At 36.9% G+C, this 24678-nt stretch carries 20 protein-coding genes, 1 pseudogene and 1 riboswitch; of the genes and pseudogenes, 14 read left to right on the plus strand and 7 right to left on the minus strand.

From position 1 onward, the window contains the following. The first annotated feature begins 133 nt into the window (after window positions 1-133). The 3 genes and pseudogenes from ACFPQ3_RS03615 (at window position 134) to lepB (ending at window position 3869) form a co-directional block, all read left to right on the plus strand. On the plus strand, window positions 134-1282 hold the full coding sequence (locus tag ACFPQ3_RS03615) for a LysM peptidoglycan-binding domain-containing protein (RefSeq protein WP_156805798.1): 1149 nt from the start codon (window positions 134-136) through the stop codon (window positions 1280-1282). Window positions 1283-1552: 270 nt separating this feature from the next. Beyond that, window positions 1553-2559: pseudogene (locus tag ACFPQ3_RS03620) on the plus strand (IS110 family RNA-guided transposase); the annotation flags it as partial. A gap of 752 nt (window positions 2560-3311) precedes the next feature. Beyond that, window positions 3312-3869 (plus strand): signal peptidase I, encoded by a 558-nt coding sequence (lepB, locus tag ACFPQ3_RS03625; RefSeq protein ID WP_156806069.1) that lies wholly within the window; start codon window positions 3312-3314, stop codon window positions 3867-3869. A gap of 110 nt (window positions 3870-3979) precedes the next feature. On the opposite strand, the gene ACFPQ3_RS03630 is transcribed toward lepB, so the two are convergent. Beyond that, the gene (locus tag ACFPQ3_RS03630) at window positions 3980-4351 is read right to left on the minus strand and encodes a PAS domain-containing protein (RefSeq protein ID WP_156806070.1); all 372 of its coding nucleotides are present in this window, start codon (window positions 4349-4351) and stop codon (window positions 3980-3982) included. A 720-nt stretch (window positions 4352-5071) separates the two neighbouring features. On the opposite strand from ACFPQ3_RS03630, the gene ACFPQ3_RS03635 reads away from it, so the two are divergent. The 6 genes from ACFPQ3_RS03635 to ACFPQ3_RS03660 all read left to right on the plus strand — a co-directional run bounded on the left by ACFPQ3_RS03635 (window position 5072) and on the right by ACFPQ3_RS03660 (window position 11740). Further along, complete coding sequence (locus ACFPQ3_RS03635; RefSeq protein ID WP_156806071.1) at window positions 5072-6478, plus strand: ATP-binding cassette domain-containing protein; 1407 nt, start codon at window positions 5072-5074, stop codon at window positions 6476-6478. Between the two features lie 466 nt (window positions 6479-6944). Further along, window positions 6945-8216 carry an MFS transporter gene (locus tag ACFPQ3_RS03640; RefSeq protein WP_156806072.1) on the plus strand — a complete coding sequence of 424 codons (1272 nt, stop codon included), beginning with the start codon at window positions 6945-6947 and terminating at the stop codon, window positions 8214-8216. 13 nt (window positions 8217-8229) lie between these two features. Continuing rightward, a complete protein-coding gene (locus tag ACFPQ3_RS03645) occupies window positions 8230-9267 on the plus strand; it encodes an ArsR/SmtB family transcription factor (RefSeq protein WP_156806073.1) in 1038 nt (345 codons plus the stop codon). A 20-nt stretch (window positions 9268-9287) separates the two neighbouring features. Then, complete coding sequence (locus ACFPQ3_RS03650; protein ID WP_156806074.1) at window positions 9288-9662, plus strand: hypothetical protein; 375 nt, start codon at window positions 9288-9290, stop codon at window positions 9660-9662. A 268-nt stretch (window positions 9663-9930) separates the two neighbouring features. Continuing rightward, entirely contained in the window at window positions 9931-10914 is a 984-nt protein-coding gene (gene guaC / locus ACFPQ3_RS03655) for a GMP reductase (protein ID WP_156806075.1), read from the plus strand. 30 nt (window positions 10915-10944) lie between these two features. Then, a riboswitch (purine riboswitch) is annotated at window positions 10945-11040 on the plus strand. 118 nt (window positions 11041-11158) lie between these two features. Then, window positions 11159-11740, plus strand: coding sequence for a xanthine phosphoribosyltransferase (locus ACFPQ3_RS03660; protein ID WP_156806076.1), 582 nt, complete (start codon window positions 11159-11161; stop codon window positions 11738-11740). A gap of 107 nt (window positions 11741-11847) precedes the next feature. On the opposite strand, the gene ACFPQ3_RS03665 is transcribed toward ACFPQ3_RS03660, so the two are convergent. The 5 genes from ACFPQ3_RS03665 to ACFPQ3_RS03685 form a co-directional block, all read right to left on the minus strand. After that, a complete protein-coding gene (locus tag ACFPQ3_RS03665) occupies window positions 11848-12855 on the minus strand; it encodes a FecCD family ABC transporter permease (protein WP_156806077.1) in 1008 nt (335 codons plus the stop codon). Beyond that, a complete protein-coding gene (locus ACFPQ3_RS03670) occupies window positions 12852-13868 on the minus strand; it encodes a FecCD family ABC transporter permease (protein ID WP_156806078.1) in 1017 nt (338 codons plus the stop codon). Before ACFPQ3_RS03670 ends, ACFPQ3_RS03665 begins: the two co-directional genes overlap by 4 nt. Before the next feature lie 66 nt (window positions 13869-13934). After that, window positions 13935-14876, minus strand: a complete 942-nt coding sequence (locus tag ACFPQ3_RS03675; RefSeq protein WP_156806079.1) for an iron-hydroxamate ABC transporter substrate-binding protein — start codon at window positions 14874-14876, stop codon at window positions 13935-13937. Continuing rightward, on the minus strand, window positions 14873-15670 hold the full coding sequence (locus tag ACFPQ3_RS03680; protein ID WP_156806080.1) for an ABC transporter ATP-binding protein: 798 nt from the start codon (window positions 15668-15670) through the stop codon (window positions 14873-14875). The genes ACFPQ3_RS03675 and ACFPQ3_RS03680 overlap by 4 nt, the downstream gene beginning before the upstream one ends. 102 nt (window positions 15671-15772) lie before the next feature. Beyond that, the gene (locus ACFPQ3_RS03685; RefSeq protein WP_156806081.1) at window positions 15773-17224 is read right to left on the minus strand and encodes a UDP-N-acetylmuramoyl-L-alanyl-D-glutamate--L-lysine ligase; all 1452 of its coding nucleotides are present in this window, start codon (window positions 17222-17224) and stop codon (window positions 15773-15775) included. 90 nt (window positions 17225-17314) lie between these two features. Between ACFPQ3_RS03685 and ACFPQ3_RS03690 the strand changes: the two genes are divergently transcribed. The 3 genes from ACFPQ3_RS03690 to ACFPQ3_RS03700 all read left to right on the plus strand — a co-directional run bounded on the left by ACFPQ3_RS03690 (window position 17315) and on the right by ACFPQ3_RS03700 (window position 21350). Next, window positions 17315-18967 carry a putative polysaccharide biosynthesis protein gene (locus tag ACFPQ3_RS03690; protein ID WP_156806082.1) on the plus strand — a complete coding sequence of 551 codons (1653 nt, stop codon included), beginning with the start codon at window positions 17315-17317 and terminating at the stop codon, window positions 18965-18967. Window positions 18968-19091: 124 nt separating this feature from the next. Next, window positions 19092-20186, plus strand: a complete 1095-nt coding sequence (locus tag ACFPQ3_RS03695; RefSeq protein ID WP_156806083.1) for a cystathionine gamma-synthase — start codon at window positions 19092-19094, stop codon at window positions 20184-20186. Between the two features lie 9 nt (window positions 20187-20195). Then, window positions 20196-21350, plus strand: coding sequence for a MalY/PatB family protein (locus ACFPQ3_RS03700; RefSeq protein ID WP_156806084.1), 1155 nt, complete (start codon window positions 20196-20198; stop codon window positions 21348-21350). Between the two features lie 324 nt (window positions 21351-21674). On the opposite strand, the gene ACFPQ3_RS03705 is transcribed toward ACFPQ3_RS03700, so the two are convergent. Continuing rightward, window positions 21675-22532 carry an Rgg/GadR/MutR family transcriptional regulator gene (locus ACFPQ3_RS03705; protein WP_121834889.1) on the minus strand — a complete coding sequence of 286 codons (858 nt, stop codon included), beginning with the start codon at window positions 22530-22532 and terminating at the stop codon, window positions 21675-21677. 371 nt (window positions 22533-22903) lie between these two features. Between ACFPQ3_RS03705 and ACFPQ3_RS03710 the strand changes: the two genes are divergently transcribed. Both ACFPQ3_RS03710 and ACFPQ3_RS03715 read left to right on the plus strand, forming a co-directional pair. Then, window positions 22904-23245, plus strand: a complete 342-nt coding sequence (locus tag ACFPQ3_RS03710) for a hypothetical protein (protein ID WP_156806148.1) — start codon at window positions 22904-22906, stop codon at window positions 23243-23245. Window positions 23246-23268: 23 nt separating this feature from the next. Beyond that, entirely contained in the window at window positions 23269-24060 is a 792-nt protein-coding gene (locus ACFPQ3_RS03715) for a hypothetical protein (RefSeq protein WP_156806085.1), read from the plus strand. The last annotated feature ends 618 nt before the right edge of the window (window positions 24061-24678 follow it).

Raw genomic sequence — 24678 nt, forward strand, 5'->3', positions numbered from 1 at the left:
ACAAAAAAAGTCAGACTGTTACAATTTAGAGACAGCAAGATTAAATGTCAAAAATAGGAGACTATTTTGAACTTTTCATGCTCCCTTTATGATATGATGGATGTAGTTATTAATTGAAAAAGGAAATATTCACATGAAATTAACTAAAAAAACGTTGGTTACTTCGACGACAGTAGCTACTCTTTTTGTAGTATCTGGTATGGAAGTTAGTGCTCAAGAAAACTCATCGCTTAATTGGACTCCGCGTACAATAGCTGAAATTCAAGCTGATGCCGCCAAAACGAGTAATAGTAAAACTTATACAATTAAATTTGGTGATACGCTCAGTACAATTGCAGCAGCAACGGACGTGGATATGTATATCTTAGCTCAAATCAATCAGATTTCTAATTTGGATTTGATTTTCCCAGATACTGTCTTGAAACTTAGCTATGATGCTAATAATCAATTAACAGCCGTTGAAGTGACACCACCAGTATCTACTGGGGCTGTATCAGAAGTGGTTGATGAAATCCCAGTGACAGTGATTAATGAGACAGAAGTAACACCTAACACATCTGAGGCAACTCTAGTTGTAGAGGAAGTAACAGAAGCGTTTATTACTGAAGAAGTTACTGTTAAACCAGAAGAAACCACTCAAGCTATTTCTGAAGCACCTGTTTCAGAGGAAACAGAAGGAGAAACGACTACTCCAATAGTAGAAGAAACTACAGAAGTAGCTGTAGTGGAGACAACAACCGAAGAGACAACAATTGCGGCTACGTCAGTTGTTGAGACTGTCACAGAAGCTGTTACAGCAGACGAGACTTCAATTCCAACAACGTCACAAGCGCCAGCACCAGAAGTTTACACGGTTGTATCAGAAGCGGTTGAAACAACAACTGAAGCGACAACAGTTGCGGTAGCACCATCTTCATCAGCCGTATCCAAACCAGAAAATGCTGGTTTGAAACCACATGTTGCTGCTTATAAAGAAGAAGTTGCAGGTCTTTATGGCATTACGTCATTTAGCTTATACCGTCCAGGAGATTCAGGAGATCACGGTAAAGGGCTTGCTGTTGACTTTATGGTACCAGTTGGTTCTGACCTAGGTGATAAAGTTGCACAATATGCTGTTGATACGATGGGAGCTCGTAATATCTCATACATTATTTGGGAGCAAAAATTCTATTCACCATGGCCAAGTATCTATGGACCTGCTTATACATGGAACCCAATGCCTGACCGCGGTGGTATCACAGCTAACCATTACGACCATGTGCACGTATCGTTTAATGAGTAAAAATAAATAAAAAGAGTATGGGACAAACCATCACGATGGTGGAGAGCCTACACCTACAAAACAATGACAACCAATAGGCAAAGCCCTCGCTAAGTGCTATACTCTTAGTGAGGGCTTTGTGGTTGATAACTTAATGATAAAATCTATCGAGGGACAAACTAATCCACTCTATCTACGAGAACCCCAAAATATCGCCTCAGAAGCATGAGTATAAAAATACGACTACTATTAGAGAGACAAGTCCTCATCATTAGTTAGAAGGAAACGACTATGGATATCATCTATACATCTTGTGCTGGCATTGATATTCACCAAGCTATGATAGCTGTCTGTATCTTACACGGTTCTCTCACTAGTACTCGTCCCAAACGTGAAGAACTCGCTTTGATACAACGACAGAAGGTTTACAACAATGTCATGATTTTCTCACATCTTTTCAAGTACAAGCTGTTGGCATGGAAAGTACAGGAGTCTATTGGAAACCCGTTTGGCATGCGCTCTGCCAAGACTTTGAGCTCATTTTAGCGAATCCAGCACATATGAAAGCCATCCCTGGTCAAAAAACAGATAAAAAAGATGCTTTCTGGATTGCCAAATTGACTCGTATCGGACTGCTCCCAAGAAGTTTTGTTCCTGACGAAAGGATTCAAGAATTACGAGAACTAACACGTCAACGGAAACATCAAGTTGAAACTCGTAACCGTGACGTGAACAGAATTCATAACATTCTTCAATCAGGAGGAATCAAATTAACGACTTACATTGAAGATATTATGGGCAGTTCTGGGCGTAACTTGATGACTCTTTTAGTCAATGGAAAAACCATCACACCAGAAGTTATTCGTGCTAATGTTTATACGACTCTGAAACAGAAAATTCCTCAACTAGAAAAAGCCTTGGATGGTTATTTTTCAGCTCATCATCGGTTTATGTTATAACAAGCAATAGAAACTTATGATTGTTATAATGCTAAAATCCAACAGTTAGAAAATCGAATAGACAGTTATCTCAAAGACTATGAGCGAGAACTAGAGATATTGGATAGTATTCCGGGTATCGATCAGATTACAGCCTCTGTTGTTATCACTGAAGTTGGTGTTGAGATGAACCAATTTCCAACAGTTGGTCAATTAAGTTCTTGGGCTGGGTTATGTCCAGGAAATCATGAGAGTGCTGGTAAAAAACGAAGTAGCCGAATAAGACATGGTAATGCTTACCTGAAAAAGTGCCTTTGTCAAGCTGCCTTTGCGGCTAGACGACAAAAAGGGAGTCCTATCAATTAACTTATTCTGAATTTTGCCAACAAACAAAAAAGATTGTTAGAGACGAGCTAACAATCCAAAACTAAAAATTTTTCGCCTATATTGTAACATAGAGGAGGAAGTTTTGCACTTTTTTTGAAGTTTTCGTATAAGAAGTCATGATTTCGAAGTCTTGACTTCTGTCCCACTCTCTTTTCTATGTTAGTAACAATTTATACTCATTCAAAATCAAAATTAGAATTTTAGAACCCCTAATATCATTGAGATAGTGACGAGCATAGCGAGAAAAAATGTTTCTTTCGCTATAGTGGTATTCAAACTGTCCAGTGGATAGTTTCAGTCTGAGCTTAGAAATACAAGAGCTCAGAGTAAACTCTTGCTAAGAACGGGCTTTTTGGGAGAACTACAGAAATTGAGAATCAATTTCGTAGTAGTTCCCCAGCAAGGATGATTAGCTAGTAGTCGACAAGTACAGCCAATCATCTACTGCAATAGAGGGACTCAAAAAGTAGCAATGACACTCCAAAGGAGGTTTTGATGTTGACTATGTCAACTCTATTTCCCACCTCAAAAGGTTCCCCAAACCTTTTGAGCGTCCGCACTTTTTAGAAAGAAGCAAAAAAGTAATTTTTGAATTTAGTTAAGTATTAATGAAAAAAACTATCGAAGTCAAAGAAAGATAGAAATGTCTTATTTTCAGAGATTCTCATGATAATTTAACAGAAAAAATGGTATAATAATAATATCATAACCAAGAGGAGGCACTGATGGTAAAACGAGATCTGATAACGATGATTTTTCTGACAATGATAGCCTTCTTATTGGCTGTTGGTCTGAGGATATTTGTGTTTAAACCTTACACCGTGACGAAAGAACAGTCAAATAGTTATCTAAAGTCAAATGATTATGTGGTAGCTAGTCAGTTATCTACTCCTGAGTACAAGAAGTTTGTTCTTTATGAAGTTGATGGAAAAGAATATATAGGTCGTATTGTAGCTAAAGAAGGTGATGTTCCAATCTATATGGATGATATTTTTTACCTCAATAATCAGGTTGAAAGTCAGTCATACTTAGATGATTTAAGGAAATCTCATTTTGATTTACATTCTGTGGATATTCCTTTTACAGCAGATTTTACCTTGGCGAGTTTAACTAACGGTGCTGAGGAGAAGATTCCAAAAAACCAATTTTTAATTTTGAATGATGACCGTCAAAATACTCAGGATAGTCGGACGTTTGGGCTCATTAAAAAATCTCAACTCAGAGGGGTTGTTTCATTTAGACTCCTACCTTTAAAGGACTTTGGTTTTGTCGAAGTCGAGTAATTTAAGCGAAAATGATGAGTTATTGAAATGGGTCAAGTTATTTTTGATAATGAGAACAATTTAGAGAGCAACAGAAATTCATTTAAACATGGATTTTTGTTGCTCTCTTTTTAATTATCGTTTGAAATGGAAGCACCTGACGTGACGTCTGACCAGCCGACCAGGGCCTGACCAGAATTTTCTAAGTAGGAGGAGAGGAGTGGTTTGAAATCTTGTACCATTTCCATGACCCCTTGGAAATCACCTGAATCATCATACAACATGGTGTAGGACTGCATATAAATTTTCCCAAAAGACTCATTTGGAATATCTAGATGTAGGCTTTTTTCTGTAGAATGGCGGAGCTCCTGCCAAATCCAATCGGGCAGTTTATCGCAAGATTCTGGAAAAAAAGTCCCATCAGGCTTATGGTTACTGTAAGTGAGTTTTAAATCTTTATCATAAAAGGCTGTTTTATATGGAAAATAATCAAGATAATTCATGGTTTAAATGATAACTTTTTTCATCAGAAATAGCAAAAAATGAGTTTCTTAAGTAATTGTTTAAAGAAACTTCAAAAATTTTTATTTAAATGTTGACTTAATAAAAATAAAGTATTAGACTGTGTGCATAAAGTTAATTAAATATCAAGTAATGAAAAAATTGTAGTAATTATTGGACTTGGGATGGTTGGAAGCTCCTTAATCTATTATTTATTACGATAGGAATGGAGGAATTTATGCTATAGAGAGGAAGTTGAAGGAAGAAATTTATATCATCAATTTTTTGAAATAACAGATATTGGTAAGAAAAAAGAGAAGTGATATCTAAAAACGTATCTCAGTGTAGCTGCCTATATAGTTTTTTTGAATATTTTACAGGTACCAATATTTAAATCGTTTGATGAAAAAGAATGAGATTGTTATGTTGTTGAGTTTTGATTATTTTGACGGAGAACTTTTTAAATTATTAGAGGAGGTATTATGTTTTATATCAAAAAAATATTTCTTCATATACTCACTCAATCAAATAATTGAGTTCAGAGATTGTTACAGAGCATTATTAAGAAAATTGAATATGGTTATAGAACTTATTCTGATAATTCAGGTATAGGTATATTGAGGAATGTGGTATCTCAACAAATTGTTCGAATATAGTTGCAAGTTTTGTAGTAACGATGCAACATATTATTTTTAGAAAAAAGGGTATATAGGGAGAATCAAATGAAAACTATTTTGCAAGTCAGAAATTTAACTGTCCAAAATGAAAAAGGAGTTTTGTTTGAAGTTCCAGCTTTTAAAATCGCATCAGGAGAAAAAATTGGTTTTGTTGGTGAAAATGGAATAGGGAAGACTACACTTTTTTGTCAATTATTTAATCAAGAGAGTTCTAATATAAAAAGAGCTACTTCAATTGGTTATCTAGAACAAATACTGCCTCTTAACTATTTGAGTGGTGGACAACAGGAAAGAAAACAGTTAGAAAAGTTTATGTTTTCAGATAATGAGTTAATACTTCTTGATGAACCTACAACAAATCTTGATGATGAAAATATTGAGTGGCTAATAAATGTTATTAATGCATCTAATAAAACATTTTTAATCATTTCACATGACAGAGATTTTCTTGATCGAACGATTGATAAAATAATTTTTGTGGAAAACGGTCAATTGCAGAGTTTTTATGGAGATTATTCAGAGTTTCAATCTTGGACAGTGCATAAAAAAGAAAAACAAACAATTCAATATAAACAAGATATTAAAAAGAAAAAACAACTTGAAAGAGCTTTGAGAGAAAAGAAAGAAAAATCCGCTAGATTATTGAAAAAAAAGAAAGGAGTATCTCAATCGGAATGGAAGATGCGTTCCTATGTTGGTGATTATGAGAGTAAAGCTAAATCGCTAGCTAAAAGTGCAAAAAGTATAGAAACTCGTTTGTTAAGAGAGACGGTTACTACTCAGCCTCATCGCCTTAAGCAATTAACAATTAAAGTACCTGATATGTTATTAATCAAAAAAGGAAAGTCATTACTTAGAATAAATGATAATATTTATGAGAATTCGAATAATATTAATTTAAAGATAAAAAATTTCAATATTAAAGCAGGTGACAAAATTTCTTTAGTAGGTAAAAATGGATCAGGTAAAACTCAATTTCTTGAATTAATTTATTCACTTAAAGACCTTATTTCTAAGGAAGACTACATAAGTAATAATATATCTATAGGTTATTTTAAACAATCATTAAACTTATTCAATAAAAATGATGTGTTATTAAAAGTATTACTAATGGAATCAGAACAACCCAATCAAGTTGTATTTGATACATTAGCAAGTTTAGGTTTCAGAAATGAAGAGATGAAACGAAGATATGAACAATTAAGTGGTGGACAGAAAGTTAAAGCGAATCTGGCTAAAATTCTATTGGGAAATTATAATGTTTTATTTTTGGATGAGCCCAATAATTACTTAGATATTATTGCTATGCAGGCATTGGAAAATTTTTTGAAGGCATATGATGGGACATTTATTTTAGTTACACATGATAAGAGGCTTAGAGATTCAGTCTGTACAAGAGAATTTATCGTTGATTCCTTGACAATAAATTCTCAGGAATCTCTCAGATTTTAAAGATGTTAATATTGAAGAGAGACGGGAGAATAATAAAGTGATAGAAAATACAAAAAATCAATAGAAAACCATAAAGGGCATGGCATACGCACAAAGAAACTGCATGTAACGATTTTCTAGCTACATGCAGTTTTTTAATATTTTCGAAAAAATTACATATGAGTATTGGTTTATCCTCTCTTTCGCCTACATCGTAGTAAAATTTTATGATAAAAGGGTTAGTAATAATAAATGGTTTATAGTGTTAAGTCAAGAAGGTGGACTGTTTTATATGGAAAATAATCAAGGTAATTCATGGTTTAAATGATAACTTTTTTATCAGAAATAGCCAAAAAGTATTTTTAAGTAATTGTTTAAAAAAACTTCAAAAAAACGTTTATTTAAGTATTGACTTAACAAAAATAAAGTATTATACTATATACAAAGTTAAACAGATGCTTAAAAAAATATAAATGGAGTTATTGGTATGAAAAAGGCACTTAAAAATAAACTTTTCTTGGCAACCTTTGTTTCTGACATGTTATCAAATTTTGGTGACAGTCTTTACTATTTGGCTTTGATGAACTATGTCTTACTCTTACCAAATGCTAAGTTTGCGATTAGTTTGGTAACTTTATCTGAAAGTCTCCCAATTCTAACACGGTTTATGATGGGAATTTGGGCGGATAAGACGAAAAACAAATTGGATACCATCATGGTAACTCAGATTTTCCGTGTCCTACTCTATATTATTGTAGGTGTAGCAATGGGATTTGAACCTGCCCTTTGGGTAGTTTTAGTTGCTGTTGTAGCCAATCTTTTCTCTGATATTTCTGGCCAGTATGAATCTTATCTCTTTTCTCCCATTAGTTTAAGGGTCATTTCGAATGATGATCGTGAAGGGGCAATGGCCTTTCGTCAAGCGGCGAGCTCCATTTTACAGATTGGTTTCCAAGCCAGCGGAGCAGTGCTCATTGGTTTTATGACCTATCAAAATCTCGCTTTCTTTAATGCTGGTACCTTTCTTGTAAGTATGTTAATAATGCTAGCTTTACGCCCTGCTTTATCGAAACTCCTAAAAGAAAATCCGATTAAAATGGAAGATGTGGAAACCTCACAAAGTTTAGTGACAGAACTAAAAACTTCCTTTAAGGGAGCAATGGAAGTCATCAATACTATTCCTATTTTGAAAGCCAGTTTGATTACCATTATGGGAATTAATGCTATTGGATCAACATTGGATCCTATCATAATGGCAACTATAAAAGATTTTAAGGAATTTATCATTATCAATCCTGCCACAACAATTGCAATGGTTTCAATCGTTTTCTTTGTTGGGAATATTGTTGGCTCTGTCCTTTGTACAACACTTTTCAAAAAAGTGGATTTGTTAGGAATGATTAAATTGACCTTGGCGCTATTAGCAGGATTTTTTGCTGCATTGGTCTTTCATAATAGCTATGTAGCATTAGTAATCATTTTTGTAGCAGCAGTTGTTTCAGGTGGTGTTAATCCGAAATTTAGTGCCATGATCTACCGTGAAATTCCAGAGGAAAAGCTAGCCACAATTGGTTCTGGTATTGATACGCTCTTAACACTAGGCATGATTATTAGTCGCTTGGCTTTGTCTGGTATGGTTTTGATTTTACCAGCACAGCTCATTTCAAGCATTTACCTCTTGATTGCTCTTGCCCTTATGGTTTATACTATTAAAAAGACCTTTAAACAAAGTGAAGCAAGTATTGAACCTGTTTCTTAGAAAGAAGAAATCAATGGCTTATAATTATAATCAACAACGTTCTGAAATTTTTGAAATGACAATGCTACCTGTCTTGTCATACAGTAGGGATGAGAGTGAGTGGGATTTTACGCAAAAGGAGCTCAGCATTTTAGCAAAAGACCTTGATACTCTAGAAGAAATTTATCAACTCTTTTTACCCTATCAAGAAAAACTGCGTAGCTATTATCTCATGGGTGCTGGCTGGTCATTCCTAACAACGTGCTATTTCTACCTACTCAACGAAGGTAAGGAGCCTTCTTCTATCGAAGAATTACATGACTTGGTTTTAGACCTTTCAGAAGAAGAGTTACATTATTGCTTACGACTTTTTTTAGTGGATGACTCCACTAGCCAGACTAAAAATAAAGATTATTGGGAAATCTTAGAGGAGAAATCCTTTAAACCTGAAGAAAAATGGCACATTTTAACCTTTAGTCAGCATTTAAAAGAGAATGCCACCAAAATGGTAGGACTGTCGCGTGAATTGGTCAATCTATACGCCCCTTATTTTGAAAAAGCTAGGATAGAACGAGAAACTTACGCTAAAAACTTGAATCTTGAAGCTGTTTTTAAAGATACGCAAGCTTTAAAAATGATTCAGGGAACCTTGCAGAAGGAATCGTTTGAACTCTATATTGTGAGCCCTTGGATTATTCGATTATCAGTGATTACATTGGAGCCTTTATTTGAGAAGTACAATAGTTTTCTTATTCTATCTTGTAAGATTGATGAGGTTCTCAATAGCCACAATGAATTAGATGAAGATAATTTCTCATCAGCCTTAAAAACATTGAGTGATTTAACACGTTACAAGGTTTTAGTTGCACTAACGCAGCCTCATGCTAAGAGTAAGGATATTGCTGAGGAGTTAGGAATTACCAGCGCAGCTGTTTCTTTCCATAGACAAAAATTGCAAAATGCCCAGCTTTTACTGTTTAATAGCAGTGAAAAACACACTAAATATGACCCAAACACTGAGTTAATTCAGGCGGTTGTTGATAAATTAAAAGACGACTTTAACTTAAAATAGTGAATAATGAGGAGATTTTTATGAACATTAAACATAATGACAATGGTTGGTATGATGAAACTGGCCGCAAATTGACTGAAGACGAAAAAGAAGTGTTGAAAAATCAAGTCAAGGATGAGCTTGATGGTGAGCTGAAAGATACAGGTTTTGAGGGGTGGATTAAGAAATTCATTAGTAAACAGTTTGATAAAACGTCAGGTGTGGTTCATGTTAACCAGGCTGAGGCTCAAGATACTGATGATGATAATGGAGAACTTGGCGGAAAACAATCAGCTGATGAGGCCATTGATTTAGCCATCAACAGTCTAGATTTGGCTATAACTGAGTTATCAGAGAGGTTGGAGAAATTAAAAGCTGAGCGTGATAAGCTTATCGCCAAACGTGATAGTTTGTAGTGTTAAGGGAGAGGATTTTTCTCCTATTTTTGATTTGTTCGGAAATAACGAACTTTTAAAAATAATTTGAGGTAAAATTTGACAAAACAAAAACGAAAGGATAGAATATCTATGGAAGGGTGGGAAATCCACTTAGCGATGCTCTGTTTGTTGCTTGTAAAAACAGAGTTATAGGAAGGTCATCATAGTAAAGGCTGCTCGGCTGGAGATGACTTTTGTGATACACAAAAAATCCTTTTTCAGTCCCAGTGGCAGAAAGAGGATTTTTATGTTTAATGATATGCCCGTTTTTGACTACGAAGATATTCAGTTGATTCCTAACAAATGTATCATCAATAGCCGCTCTGAGGCAGACACATCAGTCACTTTAGGAAAGCATACGTTTAAACTTCCTGTTGTCCCTGCTAATATGCAAACCATCATTGATGAGGATGTGGCGGAAATGCTGGCTAAGGATGGTTATTTCTACATTATGCACCGTTTTGATGAAGCGTCGCGCAAGCCATTTATCAAACGCATGCATGAGCAAGGGCTGATCGCCTCAATCTCAGTAGGTGTGAAAGACTATGAGTATGATTTTGTAACGAGTTTGAAGGATGATGTGCCAGAGTTTATCACGATTGATATTGCGCATGGTCACGCTGAGAGTGTTATTAAAATGATTAAACACATCAAGGCTGAGCTTCCAGAAACATTTGTTATTGCAGGTAACGTTGGAACGCCTGAAGCTGTTCGTGAGTTGGAAAATGCTGGTGCAGATGCGACGAAAGTAGGTATTGGCCCTGGTAAGGTATGTATCACTAAGGTTAAGACTGGCTTTGGTACAGGTGGCTGGCAATTAGCGGCACTTCGCTGGTGTGCAAAAGCTGCGCGTAAGCCAATTATTGCAGACGGTGGTATCCGTACACATGGCGACATTGCTAAGTCAATCCGTTTTGGTGCTAGCATGGTCATGATTGGTTCTCTCTTTGCGGGTCACATTGAAAGCCCAGGTAAATTGATTGAAGTCGATGGCGAAACCTTCAAAGAATACTTTGGTTCTGCTTCAGAGTACCAAAAAGGTGAGCACAAAAATGTTGAAGGTAAGAAAATCCTCTTGCCAACAAAAGGCCATTTGAAAGATACTTTAATTGAGATGGAACAAGACCTTCAAAGCTCAATTTCGTATGCCGGTGGTCGTGATGTGGAAAGTTTGACACGTGTCAATTATGTTATCGTGAAAAACTCTATCTGGAATGGCGACTCTATTTAAATCTCTTGAAATTACCTTTTAAAATGATATAATAAGGAACAATAATAAACTTATTTATGTTGTGAATTGGCACAACGTTTCTACATGGCACCGTAATGTCTAACAATAAGTCTGCTTTGCTATCCTATAAAGGGAGAGATTTACTGTTTTATTCAGATTACGGAGGTGTTTACCATGTGTAAGCATCTCTTTGTATTTTACGGCTAATGTTAGAATTGACTAATTGATATTAAAAGGAGTTATGATGCAATTATTAGAAGACCGTATTTTAAAAGATGGAAATGTCCTAGGTGAAAATATTCTAAAAGTAGACTCTTTTTTAACCCATCAAGTTGATTACAAATTGATGAAGGAAATGGGGAAGGTATTTGCAGATGCTTACAAGGATTCTGGTATTACCAAGGTTGTAACCATTGAAGCTTCTGGCATTGCTCCAGCGGTTTATGTTGCAGAAGTTCTTGATGTGCCGATGATTTTTGCGAAAAAGCATAAAAACATTACCATGACAGAAGGTATTTTGACAGCAGAAGTTTATTCCTTTACTAAACAGGTTACAAGCACAGTTTCAATTGCTGGTAAGTTTCTCTCAGCTGATGATAAGGTACTTATCGTCGATGACTTTTTGGCAAATGGCCAAGCTGCTAAAGGGCTTATTGATATTATCCAGCAAGCAGGTTCAGAAGTTGTTGGTGTTGGGATTGTCATTGAGAAATCATTTCAAGATGGTCGTAGCCTTTTGGAAGAACAAGGTGTACGTGTGACTTCATTAGCTCGTATTGCTAAATTTGAAAATGGTCAGGTTGTTTTTGACCAAGCAGATGCTTAAAGAATAAAAAAGAGTTTTAAAAACAGAAAATGGCTTAGAGTGACGTTATCGAGAAACGTTGATTCTAAGCCATTTTATAGTGTTAAAATTTTTAGAGAAGCTCATCTTCATTCTTTTGAGGTTTTCATAAGATAAAGAAAATAGGGAGCGCCGATGAGGGAGACAACGAGCCCAGTTGGAATACCTGTTCCGACAAGGAAGACACGGCCAATAGTATCTGCAATCAAGAGGATAATCATGCCCATTAAGAAAGTTATGGGGAAAAGGATAAGGTGATTTCCTCCAACAAATCGTCTACTGATATGACCTGAAATCAATCCAATGAAGGTTATATTGCCAACAATAATCACGCTAAGGGAGGCAAGTGCTGTTGAGAGAAGGAGTGTTATCAACCGTTCTTTTTGAAGATTGAGCCCAAGTGTGGTAGCGGTTTGTTCGTTAAGGGTCATGATATTGAGAGAACGGCTACGGCTATAAGAGAGCCCCAAAAGTAAGATTAGGAAAGGACTAAGAAGTGCTAAGGTTTTCCAGTTATCGCCAGAAATCTGCCCACTGAGCCAATTGATGATGTAATCAACTTTGAAACGGTCGATATTTCCGATAATGGACACCATAAGTCCAGATAACATGATGGAAAGACCTACACCAGTGATAATGAGACGGATAGGATCAATATCATGATTTGGTTTTCGGCTAATAAAATAGACAATCATAACAGTTGCCAATGCTCCCAGCATAGCCATCAATGGTAAGAGCGCAATAAACTGGGGAGCTATCGTCTTAAAAATAGAAATGGCAAGGGCAATGATGAGCCCAGCGCCAGCATTTATGCCTAAAATCCCAGAATCGGCAAGAGGATTTCTAGTCAGTGTCTGCAATAATAGACCGGAGATAGCCAATGAAGCCCCTGCTATTAGAGCAGCAAGTATGCGAGGAAGACGGATATTTAAGATAATCAGTCTTGTTTTGGCGTCTGTTTGCCCTAGCAATGTTTTGATAACTGTTACTAAAGATAGATGACTACTCCCTAGAGATAGGGAGAGGAGGGCAAAAAAGAGTGTTACTAGGATTAAGAGAATGAAAATGCGTTTAAAGTGAGTGGATGTTTGACTCATAGTGACCTCCGTTTCATCAGCCATAAGAAGCAGGGCAGACCAATCAGTGAAACCATAGCACTTAGCGGAGTTTCATAGGGTGGATTGATGGTGCGACAGAGAAGGTCAATCCAAAGCATAAAGGTTGCCCCTAAAAAAGCAGTCATTGGCAGAATTTGCCGGTAATTATGAGGACAAAAGAATTTGACAATATGAGGAATAATCAGTCCAACAAAGGCAATAGTTCCAGCTAAAGCTACTGCAGAAGCAGATAATAAGATAACAAGACCTAACCAGAAGAGGGTCATGATAACAGTTTTTTGTCCAAGACTTTTTGCGACGGTCTCATTGAGACTAAGAATGGTTAGTTGGTGGGAGAAGAGCTGCGCTAAGATAAGGCTTACCAAGATGATAGGAGCGAGAATACTAAGCATTTTCCAATTGACAGCAACAAGTCCTCCAGATTGCCAGCCGATAATGGTAGTAGCAAGGTTGAAGGTGATGGTGAAAATCTGACCTAGTGCTGTAAAGAGGGCTGAAATCATTGTCCCTGCCAAAATCAACCGTAATTGATTGTAGCCTCTTTTGGGATCGTAAGAAAGTGCGAAAACCATAAGGGCAGCAAGTGTAGACCCTAGTAAACAAATCAGGACAATCCAAGTGTAATGAAGTTGTCCGAAAACGGCATAGGCTATCACTAAAGCAAGTCCAGCGCCAGCATTGATTCCTAAAAGACCAGGATCGGCGATTGGGTTTCGGGTAACGCCTTGTATGATAGCACCGGCTTGAGCAGTAGCAGCTCCGACCAAAAGACTGCCGATAATTCTAGGTAGTCGAATATCAATCATGACATCTTGAAGGTCAGAATTGGTAAAAGGCTGCCTAAAGGTTATCAGAAGATCTTGGTGTGAGAAATTGATAGCACCAAAGCGTAAGCTTGCGTAGCCTCCTAATAGTAGCAAGAGACTAGTGATGAAAAAAACAAGCCAAAAGAGATGTTTTGGCTTATTGAGTATTTTGTATAGAGAAATCATTTTTCTTTTCTATTGTTATTAGTCAGGAAAACTCTAGCGTTAGGCAAGTTCTGTGAAATGAAGGCATTATTTTTGTATTTTTGAGATTGCTTCGGTTAACACCTCTAGCTCATGTTCAAGGCTAATAGGATCTGTAAAGTAGAAAACATTAGCATCCACCTTAATGACATGATTTTTTTGTACTGCAGGGATATTTTTCCAAAGGTCACTTTCGTAGAGGCTAGCCCCTGTCTCTTCATTTTCAGCGGCTACAAGCACATAATCGCCAATGTAGTTTGGAAGAACTTCACGTGAGACTTCAAGGTAACCGGTAGGAAAGACTTCTTTTTCCACAGATTCAGGAGCTTGATAGCCAAAGGCTTGATAGATAATCTCACCGCCACGTCCCCAGTTATTCCCAAAGAGGTAAAATTGTTTTTCAAAAAGTCCCATAACGGTGAATGTGGCATCTTTTCCAGTGGCATCGTGAACAATCTTTTTGGCGTCGTTTACTTTTTTCTCCCAAGATGTTAACCATTTTTTTGCCTCATCTTCTTTTCCAAAAATTTGACCGAAATCAGTCATCATTTGGAGATAGTCATGTTTGCCATATTCAACAACGACAAGTGGGGCAATTTTTTCAAGCTGATCTAGGTTTTGTTCGGTTGAACCTACCACAATCACATCGGGTTCGGTAGCTGCTAGGGCCTCAAGGTCCGTCGGCAACATGATTTCGGCAGATTTAATAGCATCAGAGAAGACAGGGTTTTTCTGATCATAGGTTGTTGCTGCTACGATATTGAAACCAAGTTTGAGCAAATAACCAGTATAAGATGACGCCATGCTTGCGACACGTTTTGGACTTTCAGGAACCTCACCACGGTAGCTGATACCTTCGATGTTAGGCATTTTAGAAATAGCAGAGCTACTTGATTGTGACTGCTCAGCCTTTTCTTTAGATGATGTTGAACAAGCAACAAGAACAAAGATAGCCATGAGGCTAAGTAAGAGTGATAATGTTTTTTTCATAGGATTTCCTTTTCTAATAGATGATAGGTAAGTAAAATAGGACGCTGACTGTCTGGGTCAGAAACGATATGAGATTTAATGTTAAAAATCTCTTCTAAAATAGCTGCTGTCATCACCTTTTCGGGTGGTCCCTGGTGTTTGATTGTCCCATCTTTCATAGCAATCAAATGATCAGAGAAACGAGATGCCAAATTAAGATCATGTAGGACCATGATAATCGTTTTTTGATTATCGTGATTCAGTTTTTTGAGCAATTCTAAGACTTCCAACTGATGATTCATGTCTAGGTAAGTCGTTGGCTCATCTAGAAAAATCGTATCGGTATCTTGAGCAAGTGCCATAGCAATCCAGACACGCTGACGTTGCCCACCAGACAAACTATCCACCTTTACATTGGCATAGCTGATCACTCCAGTAACTTCCATTGCCCAATAGATTTTTTCACGGTCTTCGGGCGTGAGGGTCCCCAGATATTTTTGATGAGGAAATCGGCCGTAAGAGACCAGTTCATAGACGGTAATGCCTTGCGTTGCTTCTAACACTTGGGGAAGGAGGGATATCTTTTTAGCGACTTCTTTAGTTGGCAGTTTTGCGATTGACTGACCATCTAAAAAAATGTGTCCTGTATTTGTAGAAATAATACGGGTCAGTGCCTTAAGGAGTGTCGATTTTCCAGACCCATTGCTACCAATGATTGTTGTAATCGTTTGACTAGGCAATGCTAAATTCAGTTGATCAATGATAGGGCGCTGGTCGTAGGAAACAGAAATCTGTTTTGCCTCAATATGTGACATAATACTCCTTTCTGGTGGTTTTGAAAACAGAGATAGAGTTATTATACCATAATAAAAAGCCTTAGAAAGGCTTTTAAGTAGATTGGAATGGTTTCAAATAAGTTACCCTAAATAGCGTTTCGCGATCTCAAAATCACCTAAGTAAGCTGTTTTTTCACCGTTTACGATTTGATAAGCGTCGGCTCCTTTTCCAGCGACAATCACAGCATCGGTGCCGTTTTGTGTCAATAGCAGAGCTTCTTTGATAGCAGTTTCACGGTCAATAATAATCGTGACAGGGCGGTTGATATGCTCAGCAATTTCTTGAGAAATAGCCATAGGGTCTTCAATGTTTGGGTCGTCAGCTGTCAAAATCACTTGTAAATGAGGATGTTTATTAATCACCCGACCAAAATCGGCACGACGACTTTCTCCTTTATTACCAGGCGCTCCGAGAATCAAGTGAAGGGTTCCTTTTTGGTGTTCTTCAACGACAGAAAGAAGTTTTTCAAGACTATCGCCATTATGTGCGTAATCAACAAATACCTTAGCCCCATTTGATTGGGTTAAAACTTCCATACGTCCAGGAACAGTTGTAGTGGCAATTCCTCTTCGGATATCTTCTAAGCTAGCTCCCAAGCGTAAGCTTGCTAGTCCAGCAGCGACAGCATTTTCTTGATTGAAATGACCAATCAGTTGAATATCGTAGTGTCCAGATAATTGACCATTAAGGTTAAAGCTAAAGGCTTGACTGTCTAGAATGGTATTTTCAGAGTGAGAACCATAGAAATCATGAGGAGTGTTTTCAACTTGCTCTTTGACAATCTCAAAGTGCTCCATGTCACTGTTGACGATAACTGCTCTGCTATTTTCCATCAAGAGACGCTTGTGATAAAAGTAATCGGCAAAGTTAGGATGTTCAATCGGACCAATATGGTCGGGACTAATGTTGAGAAAGACACCAACATCGAATGTCAGTCCATAAACACGGTCGACTAGGTAGGCTTGGCTAGAGACTTCCATAACAAGATGAGTCATGCCGTTATCAACCGCTTGTCGCATCATACGAAACAAGTCAAGGTTTTCAGGTGTTGAGAATTGAGATTTGAAGAAGGATTTACCATTGTCCAAAGTGGTATTCATAGTAGAAAGTAGGGCGGTTTGGTTGCTTTGCTTTAGAATATTAAAGGCAAAATAGGCTGCTGTTGTCTTTCCTTTTGTTCCTGTAAAAGCAAGGAGTTTTAGCTGATTTTGAGGATAATCATAGAATGCCATGCCGATAAGGCTCATAGCCTTTTTAACATCAGAGACAATGATAGCAGGAATACCAACTTCGTAATCAATTTCAGAAATATAGCATTTTAAACCTTTTAGCACAGCTTGTTCCAAAAATTCGCGTTTAAATGCTGCGCCCTTAGCAAAGAAAAGGGTTGAGGCATCAACATCGCGACTGTCATAACTAACCTTTGCAAAGGTTAAATCTGTTAGGTGGTAATGAAAAGTTCCATCAATGCTAACTTCATGGAAGTTATGGTCTTCTTTGAGAATGGTAAGAGTTTGTTCAATTGTAATCATACCTCTATTTTAGACCTAATGTTCATAATTTACAAGTAGCAGGTAAAAGTTTATAATAGGAAGCAAAACAAGTACAGAAATGAGAACGATATGTCAGAAACACATCAATCAAAAGTTGACAACCAGCAATCGAAAATGGTTCGAGGGATGGCATGGTTGACAGCAGGTAATTTTATTAGTCGCTTGATTGGAGTTGTTTATGTGATTCCTTGGATGGCGTGGTTAGGACCTCATGCGGATGCTGCCAATGGTTTATGGGGAATGGGCTATAACATTTACTCTATTTTTTTGTCCATTTCCACAGTTGGGATTCCAGTTGCGATTGCTAAACAAATTGCCAAATACAATGCGATTGGAAAAATAGAGACGGGCTACTATCTGGTTAGAGAATTTCTTAAACTCATGCTGTTAATGGGAGCATTCTTTGCTGGAGTGATGTATTTTGCTGCTCCGCTTTTAGCTAAGTTATCGGGCTCTGAGGTTGATTTAATTCCCGTTATGAGGAGTTTGTCTTGGGCGGTGCTATTTTTCCCAGTGATGAGTGTTCTAAGAGGTGTATTTCAAGGGACAAATAATTTGCGTCCTTATGCAACAAGCCAAGTGGTGGAGCAGATTCTTCGTGTGATTTGGATTTTGTTGACGACTTTCTATATCATGACATTTGGTTCAGGTGATTATAAAGTAGCTGTTGTTCAATCTACCTTTGCGGCGTTTATCGGAATGTTAGGAAGTCTTGCTGTATTGATTTTCAGCCTTCATCGTGAAGGAATTTTGATGAAGATTCTGACGGCGAAAAAAAGCGAGGAAAAAACAGACACCCTATCTTTAGTGATTGAAACCACAAAGGAGGCTATTCCATTTATTGTCGTTGGTACAGCCTTTCAAACCTATCAATTACTTGATCAGATGACCTTTATAAACACCATGTCTCTTTTTACCTCTACGACAAAAGAAACCCTTTTAACCTTGTATGCTTACATGTATTCTAATCCTAATAAAATTATTATGATTATTATTGGGGTGACGGTTTCGATGGGGTCTGTGTCTATTCCGCTGATTACGGAAAATTTTGTTAAGAAGGACAAGAAAGCGACTGCGAGTCTTATTTTGAATAATTTACAGATGCTTACGATTTTCTTGGTGCCAGCCGTGTTTGGGTCAATTATTCTAGCTCGTCCTCTCTATACGGTCTTTTATCCAGCTCCTAAGGGGTTGGCCATTCAGCTTTTCATTGTTAACCTTTTACAGATTTTTGCCATGGGATTCTATGCTCTGTTTGGACCGGTTATTCAGGCCTTATTTGAAACGCGTAAAGCCATGCTGTATTTCCTTTATGGTTTTCTTGTGAAGCTTGTTCTTCAAGTGCCTTTTATCTGGCTGTTCGGTGCCTATGGTCCCTTATTTACAACTATTATCGGTCTATGCGTATCAACTTATCTAATGTCTAAGAAGGTTTATGACATGATTCATTTTAATTGGAAAAGATTTGTCAAAAATACGCTTCTTATTTTAATTATGACAGCTATTATGGCCCTTGTTGTTGGTGGCGTTGAATTAGCTTTGGTGCGAGTATTGCCTGTCATTGGTAAGGTGAGTAGTCTGATTCATCTTATTGTTGGTGGAGGAATAGGTGTGCTCGTCTATGGTTATCTTGCATTGTTAACCAATCAAGCAGATAAATTGATTGGTACCGGTCGTGCGGAGAGCTTCCGTCGTAAATTGAAAATTGCCTCTAGAAGTTAGGAGTGCCCTAACTTCTTTTTGCTATAGTTTGAAACTATATCTATATCTGTTTACAAACTAACGCTAGAGACTTGTTTTCATGGTAAAATGGAGAATAGGAGATGAAATGAGGAGATATAATATTATGGTGAAAAAACTGAAAATTGATACGATTTTAGCCCATTCGGGTATCAACTCAGATGAGGCAACGGGAGCTTTAGTGGCACCAATTCATTTTTCAACCACTTACCAGCACCCTGAATTTGGAAAATCGACTGGCTTTGACTACACCAGAACTAAAAATCCAACACGGGCGACTTTGGAAGAAACGTTGGCTGCTATTGAAAAAGCAGATTACGCGATTGCGACAAGCTCTGGTATGAGTGCGGTTGTTTTGGCGATGGAAATCTTCCCAGTAGGAAGCAAGGTAGTGGCTGCGCGTGATTTATACGGGGGCTCTTTCCGCTGGTTCAATCAACAAGAAGCTCAAGGGCGTTTTCAATTCACCTACACCAATAACGATGAGGAAATGATTACGGCGATTTCTGATGAGACTGACATTGTCTATATTGAAACGCCAACCAACCCTCTCATGGTAGAATTTGATATTGCCAAAATTGCCAAGGTAGCTCATGCACATGGGGCTAAAGTGATTGTGGATAATACCTTTTACAGTCCGATTTACCAAAACCCAATTCCATTAGGGGCTGATATTGTGGTGCATTCAGCGACCAAATATATTGCAGGCCACAATGATGTTTTAGCTGGTGTTGTGGTAACGAGTGATAAGGGAATGTATGATAAGCTCTATTATAACCTTAATACTGGTGGGCCGGTTCTTTCACCGTTTGATAGTTATATGGTCATGCGTGGGTTGAAGACCTTGAAGCTACGCATGGAAAAAGCAACCGAAAATGCTCAGAAACTAGCGGCAGCCTTGTCTCAGAATTCTGCTATTAAGGAAGTTCTTTACACTGGTAAAGGTGGCATGATTTCAATCAAGGTAGTAGATGACAGCAAGATTCCAACGATTTTGAATAGCCTTGAGATTTTTACATTTGCAGAGAGCTTGGGCGGTGTTGAAAGTTTAATCACTTATCCAACGACCCAAACGCACGCTGATATTCCAGCAGAGGTGCGAGCAAGTTATGGCTTGACCGATGATTTGCTTCGTTTGTCTATCGGGATTGAAGATGCCGAAGATTTGATTGCGGACTTAGAGCAGGCATTGAATCGTTAGGAGGCGCGTATGACTTACCATTTTACAGAATTTCCAGATCGTACCTTGTCCAATGCTTATAAATGGCAAAAAGCTGCCGCTGATAAGGACTTGATTCCCTTGTGGATTGCGGATATGGACTTTATCACCTTTCCAGAAATGACAGCTGCGCTGGAGGCATTTGCAAAGCAAGGAGTCTATGGCTACGATGGACCAAAGGATAGTCTTTACCAAGCCATTTTAGACTGGGAAGAAACGCAGCATGGTTACAAGGTTACAAAAGAAGATGTGGTTCTCATCGAAGGGGTCGTTCCTGCTATCTCAGTAGCTATTCAAGCTTTCACCAAAGAAGATGAGGCAGTTCTTATCAATACGCCAGTCTATCCTCCTTTTGCACGCACGGTGACCCTTAATAATCGTCGGTTAATCAACAATTCCTTAGTAGAGAAAGATGGGCACTTTGAGCTGGATTTCGTTCAGCTTGAAAAAGACATTATTGACAATGACGTCAAGCTATATGTCTTTTGCAGTCCTCATAATCCAGGAGGCCGTGTTTGGACAGCAGGAGAACTACTGCGGGTTGGGCAAATTTGCCAAAAACATGGGGTTATTTTAGTATCTGATGAAATTCATCAAGATTTAACACTTTTTGGACATCAGCACCATTCTTTCAATACGGTTTCACCTGACTTTAAAGAGTTTACGATTATCCTAAGCTCTGCGACAAAGACCTTCAATATTGCGGGAACGAAAAATTCCTTTGCCATCATTGAAAATGAAGACCTGCGCAAGCTTTTCCAAAAACGTCAGTTAGCCAATAACCAGCACGAGGTGTCAAGTCTTGGATTATTGGCAACCGAAGTGGCTCTGCGAGAAGGATTGCCTTGGTTGAATGAGCTAAAAACAGTCTTGGAGACTAATGTCAACGTGGTTTGTGATGCCTTAGCTCAAACGAAAATTAAAGTTATGAAACCAGAAGGGACCTACTTGATGTGGCTAGATTTCTCCGAAACAGGACTTTCTCATGAGGAAGTGGCAGAAATCTTAGACAAAAAGGCGAAACTCCAACTCAACGATGGACTGACCTTTGGTAGAGAAGGAAAAAATCATTTCCGTTTAAACGCAGCAGCACCAACAACATTGATTGCAGAAGCCTGCAAACGTTTGGTGAATACTTTTGGGTGAGGATAAATCAAAGAGTCTGGGATTATTATCCCAGACTCTTTCGAAATCCAACAAAAGAACTGTTCAATTGGAAGTTCTTTTGTTTTTTATACTCATTCAAAATCAAAATTAGAATTTTAGAACCTCTAATATCATTGAAATAATGATGAGCGTAGCAAGAAAAAATGTTTCTTTCACTATAGTGGTATTCTTAGTAGTGAAACTCAAAAGGAGGTTTTGATGTTGACTTTGTCAACTCTATTTCCCACCTCGAAAGGTTCCCCGAACCTTTTGAGCGTCCGTACTTTTAAGAAAAAAACAAGAAAGTAATTTTTAAATTTGGTGTTAAGTATTAAAATGATTATACTCTTCTATCTCTTCTTCAAGAGTAGTAACTAATTGATTTTCACCAGTCAATTTCAAAAGGGTCATACCTTTTGAAATAAGCTCATCATCATTTTGGCAGATGCCGAGGCGAACTTGGGAGAAACCAAGTGCATCAAAACGTTTTAATTCTTGAGCAATTTCAAGAGATTTGAGAGTAATTGATTCACATTGTTTAAAATGATGATTTTTAAAATAGATAGTCGATAGATTACCTAGTAAAGAAAGTTGAAAAGATTTTATATCGTGAAAGTTTTTGTATCGCTCCAAGTTTTCAAGAATTCTTTTTGTGATGTGAGGTAATGTTTCCATATCAAAATAAAAAAGAATTATTGCCAGTAACCGTAAATCATTTCCATACCAAGAGTCCATAGGTTCTAAATGTTTCCAAATTGATGTAGCTAGCCCATGTAAATAATCATTACTCTTTAATCCCTTAATACGAATTTCCGTAATTACCTGCAATGAACGATAAAGATTTTGAATAGGAACATCGTGATGTGTTTTGAGAAAATTTTCGCAGTCCTTGAGTAAAGGTAATAAATCTTGTACCTCTATGGTGGAGTTTTGGCTTTGAATTGTCGTGATAATTCTTTCTCGTTGATCAGGTTTGAACTCATTACAAATATATTTAAATTCAGATAGACTCATATCAATCTGTTCAAGAAGAAAGACCATATTATCAAAGTTAGGAATAACTTTCCCACTCTCTATTTTTGCTAGCGTAGAGCGACTAATAATCTCTCCACAAACATCGTTTTGGGTTAATCCTTTTGATTTTCGAATCATTTTATAAACTTGACCATAATCCCAACGCATAAGTTCTCCCTATAAAATGTGAATATGTTACACATTCTGAAAATTTAGATATTTGATGTGCTATCATTATACCAGAAATTGGAGGAGAAAGGTATGAAAAATAAAATACGGTCGTGGATTATAATTTGTATTTTACTATTAGCTATTGTTTTAGTGAAAGATTTAGATCCCTGGGGAGACATTCCACCGTGGTGGTAAGTGTAGCAAGGAATAAAATAGAATAGTAGGTGAGTCCCATGAGCTAAGATTCTAAATGTTAATTAAAATTTTCATGACAGTACTATTACCGTTATCACTAAGAGTATCTTAAGAAAGGTGTGTTAAATATGAAAAATGTGAAAACTTATATTTGTGCAGGTGCATTGTTGTTAATGGTAGGGACAAATGTAGCAAGTGCCTATGGAATTGGAGAATTTTCCAATTTCAGAATTACAACTGCCTATGTTAGGACTGGTTATATAAGTAAAGAAAATGCAGGGGCTGAGTACATCATGAATTTAAATCCTAGTCTTAATCTTTATCCAATGACTGTAAAGCATCGTTTAGTAAATTCGAATGGAGAAGATCGTAGCGGTACATCATTGACAACCTGTGGAACTCGATCAACACATGGGAATTGGGCAACAGCGGGATATGTTTATGCTGCAGATATGGCAAGACAGAACTGGTGGGATGGCGCAGCAGCTATAACAGGAAGTTGGTCGCCAAACTAATACTTGAGAGGTTCGGTACTTTTATGAAAATTAATTTTTTGAACCTAGTAAGACATAAGTTTTTATATTTCTTACTAGGTTTAGTTTTTATCTTATTAGTCTATCGTGATTATATTACTACTTATTTATTTTTTGACGTCAATGCACCTGATTTAGCTAATTTTGACGGAACAGCTATAAAAAATGAATTATTACGTTCTAATCTAGATATAAATGTTTTACTATTCAATGTAGGATTTTATCAGTCCTTTCTTCTGCCAATTATTATTTCTTTACTGGGATTTAATTATGTTACTCTGAAAACTAAATTTATAAAATTATCAATTGGCAAGAACGATTGTTATTTTAAATTTCGGAAGCACCTTTCTTGGCAATTAGCAAGTCTTCCAGTTCTACTGTATCTAATAATTGTTGGCATTGTTGTAATCATTACCATGCAGGCAGGAACTTTTCAATTATCTGGTAAAGAGCACTTGCTGTCAGAAACAAGTGTTTTACGCTATTTCTTGAATAGTGATTTAATTCTGTTTATATTTTCAATCATTTTGGTTTGTGTGGCTATTTTTGTGAATAGTTTATTTCTGTTTAAAATAATAGATGTTTTACAAAATCCAATAAAATCTGCGATTGATTACCTCATGTTTATTTGGCTTGGATCCATAATTCTATATCATTTCATGCCTTTTTATTTAGTTCCTATGACGACTTTTATGATAACTAGTTATGGGAATCTAGATATCCAAACTCTGCTTTTACCCTATTGCTTATATATGTGTGGCTATGCTATTTTAAAAAAATATGAAGATGAGATTTAAATTTACTAAGAGTTGCTTCCGAAAAATAATTGTCTTAATGGTAAGAGCGACTCTTCTTTCCATATTAACGTGGCTGTTGTTAAAAAGAGTCTCTGAGAATTTTAGTCATATTATTGATTTTCGGACTTTTTTTGAAAATGAATTACTTTCTCTGCTTACCTATGATGAGTTTGGAAGAAGTCAGTTAGATATTTCGAAAATGTTGACCACAAGTTCTATATTTTTAGTTGGTTGTCTGTCATCTTTAATGTTTGTCTGGGAATTGTTAAACTCTTATCGAGCACTTATCCTTTACAAATCACAATCTTACATATGTTTTACTCAAAAACGGATATTGTTGGTTGCTTTATTTTATCTACAAGATTTAATAGTTTGGCTGGTGGGATTGCTTCCTTTATATTTCTATTTTAAAAATACTGAATTTTTCATTCTCCTAGGAAGGTTAATGATGATTTATTTGATTTTTATAACTTTGATTGCTCTGATCAGTAAAAATTCAACGATAGCTTTTTTACTATTTTTTGTTTTACTAATTTTTCAAAAGTTGATAATCTCTAGTGCTCTGATAAGTTGTTTAGGAGGTGCTGTTCTCATAGTGATACTGGGGAGTGGTATCTT

Origin of the sequence: Streptococcus caledonicus, from assembly GCF_042656225.1 — a bacterium.
Lineage (GTDB): Bacteria > Bacillota > Bacilli > Lactobacillales > Streptococcaceae > Streptococcus > Streptococcus caledonicus.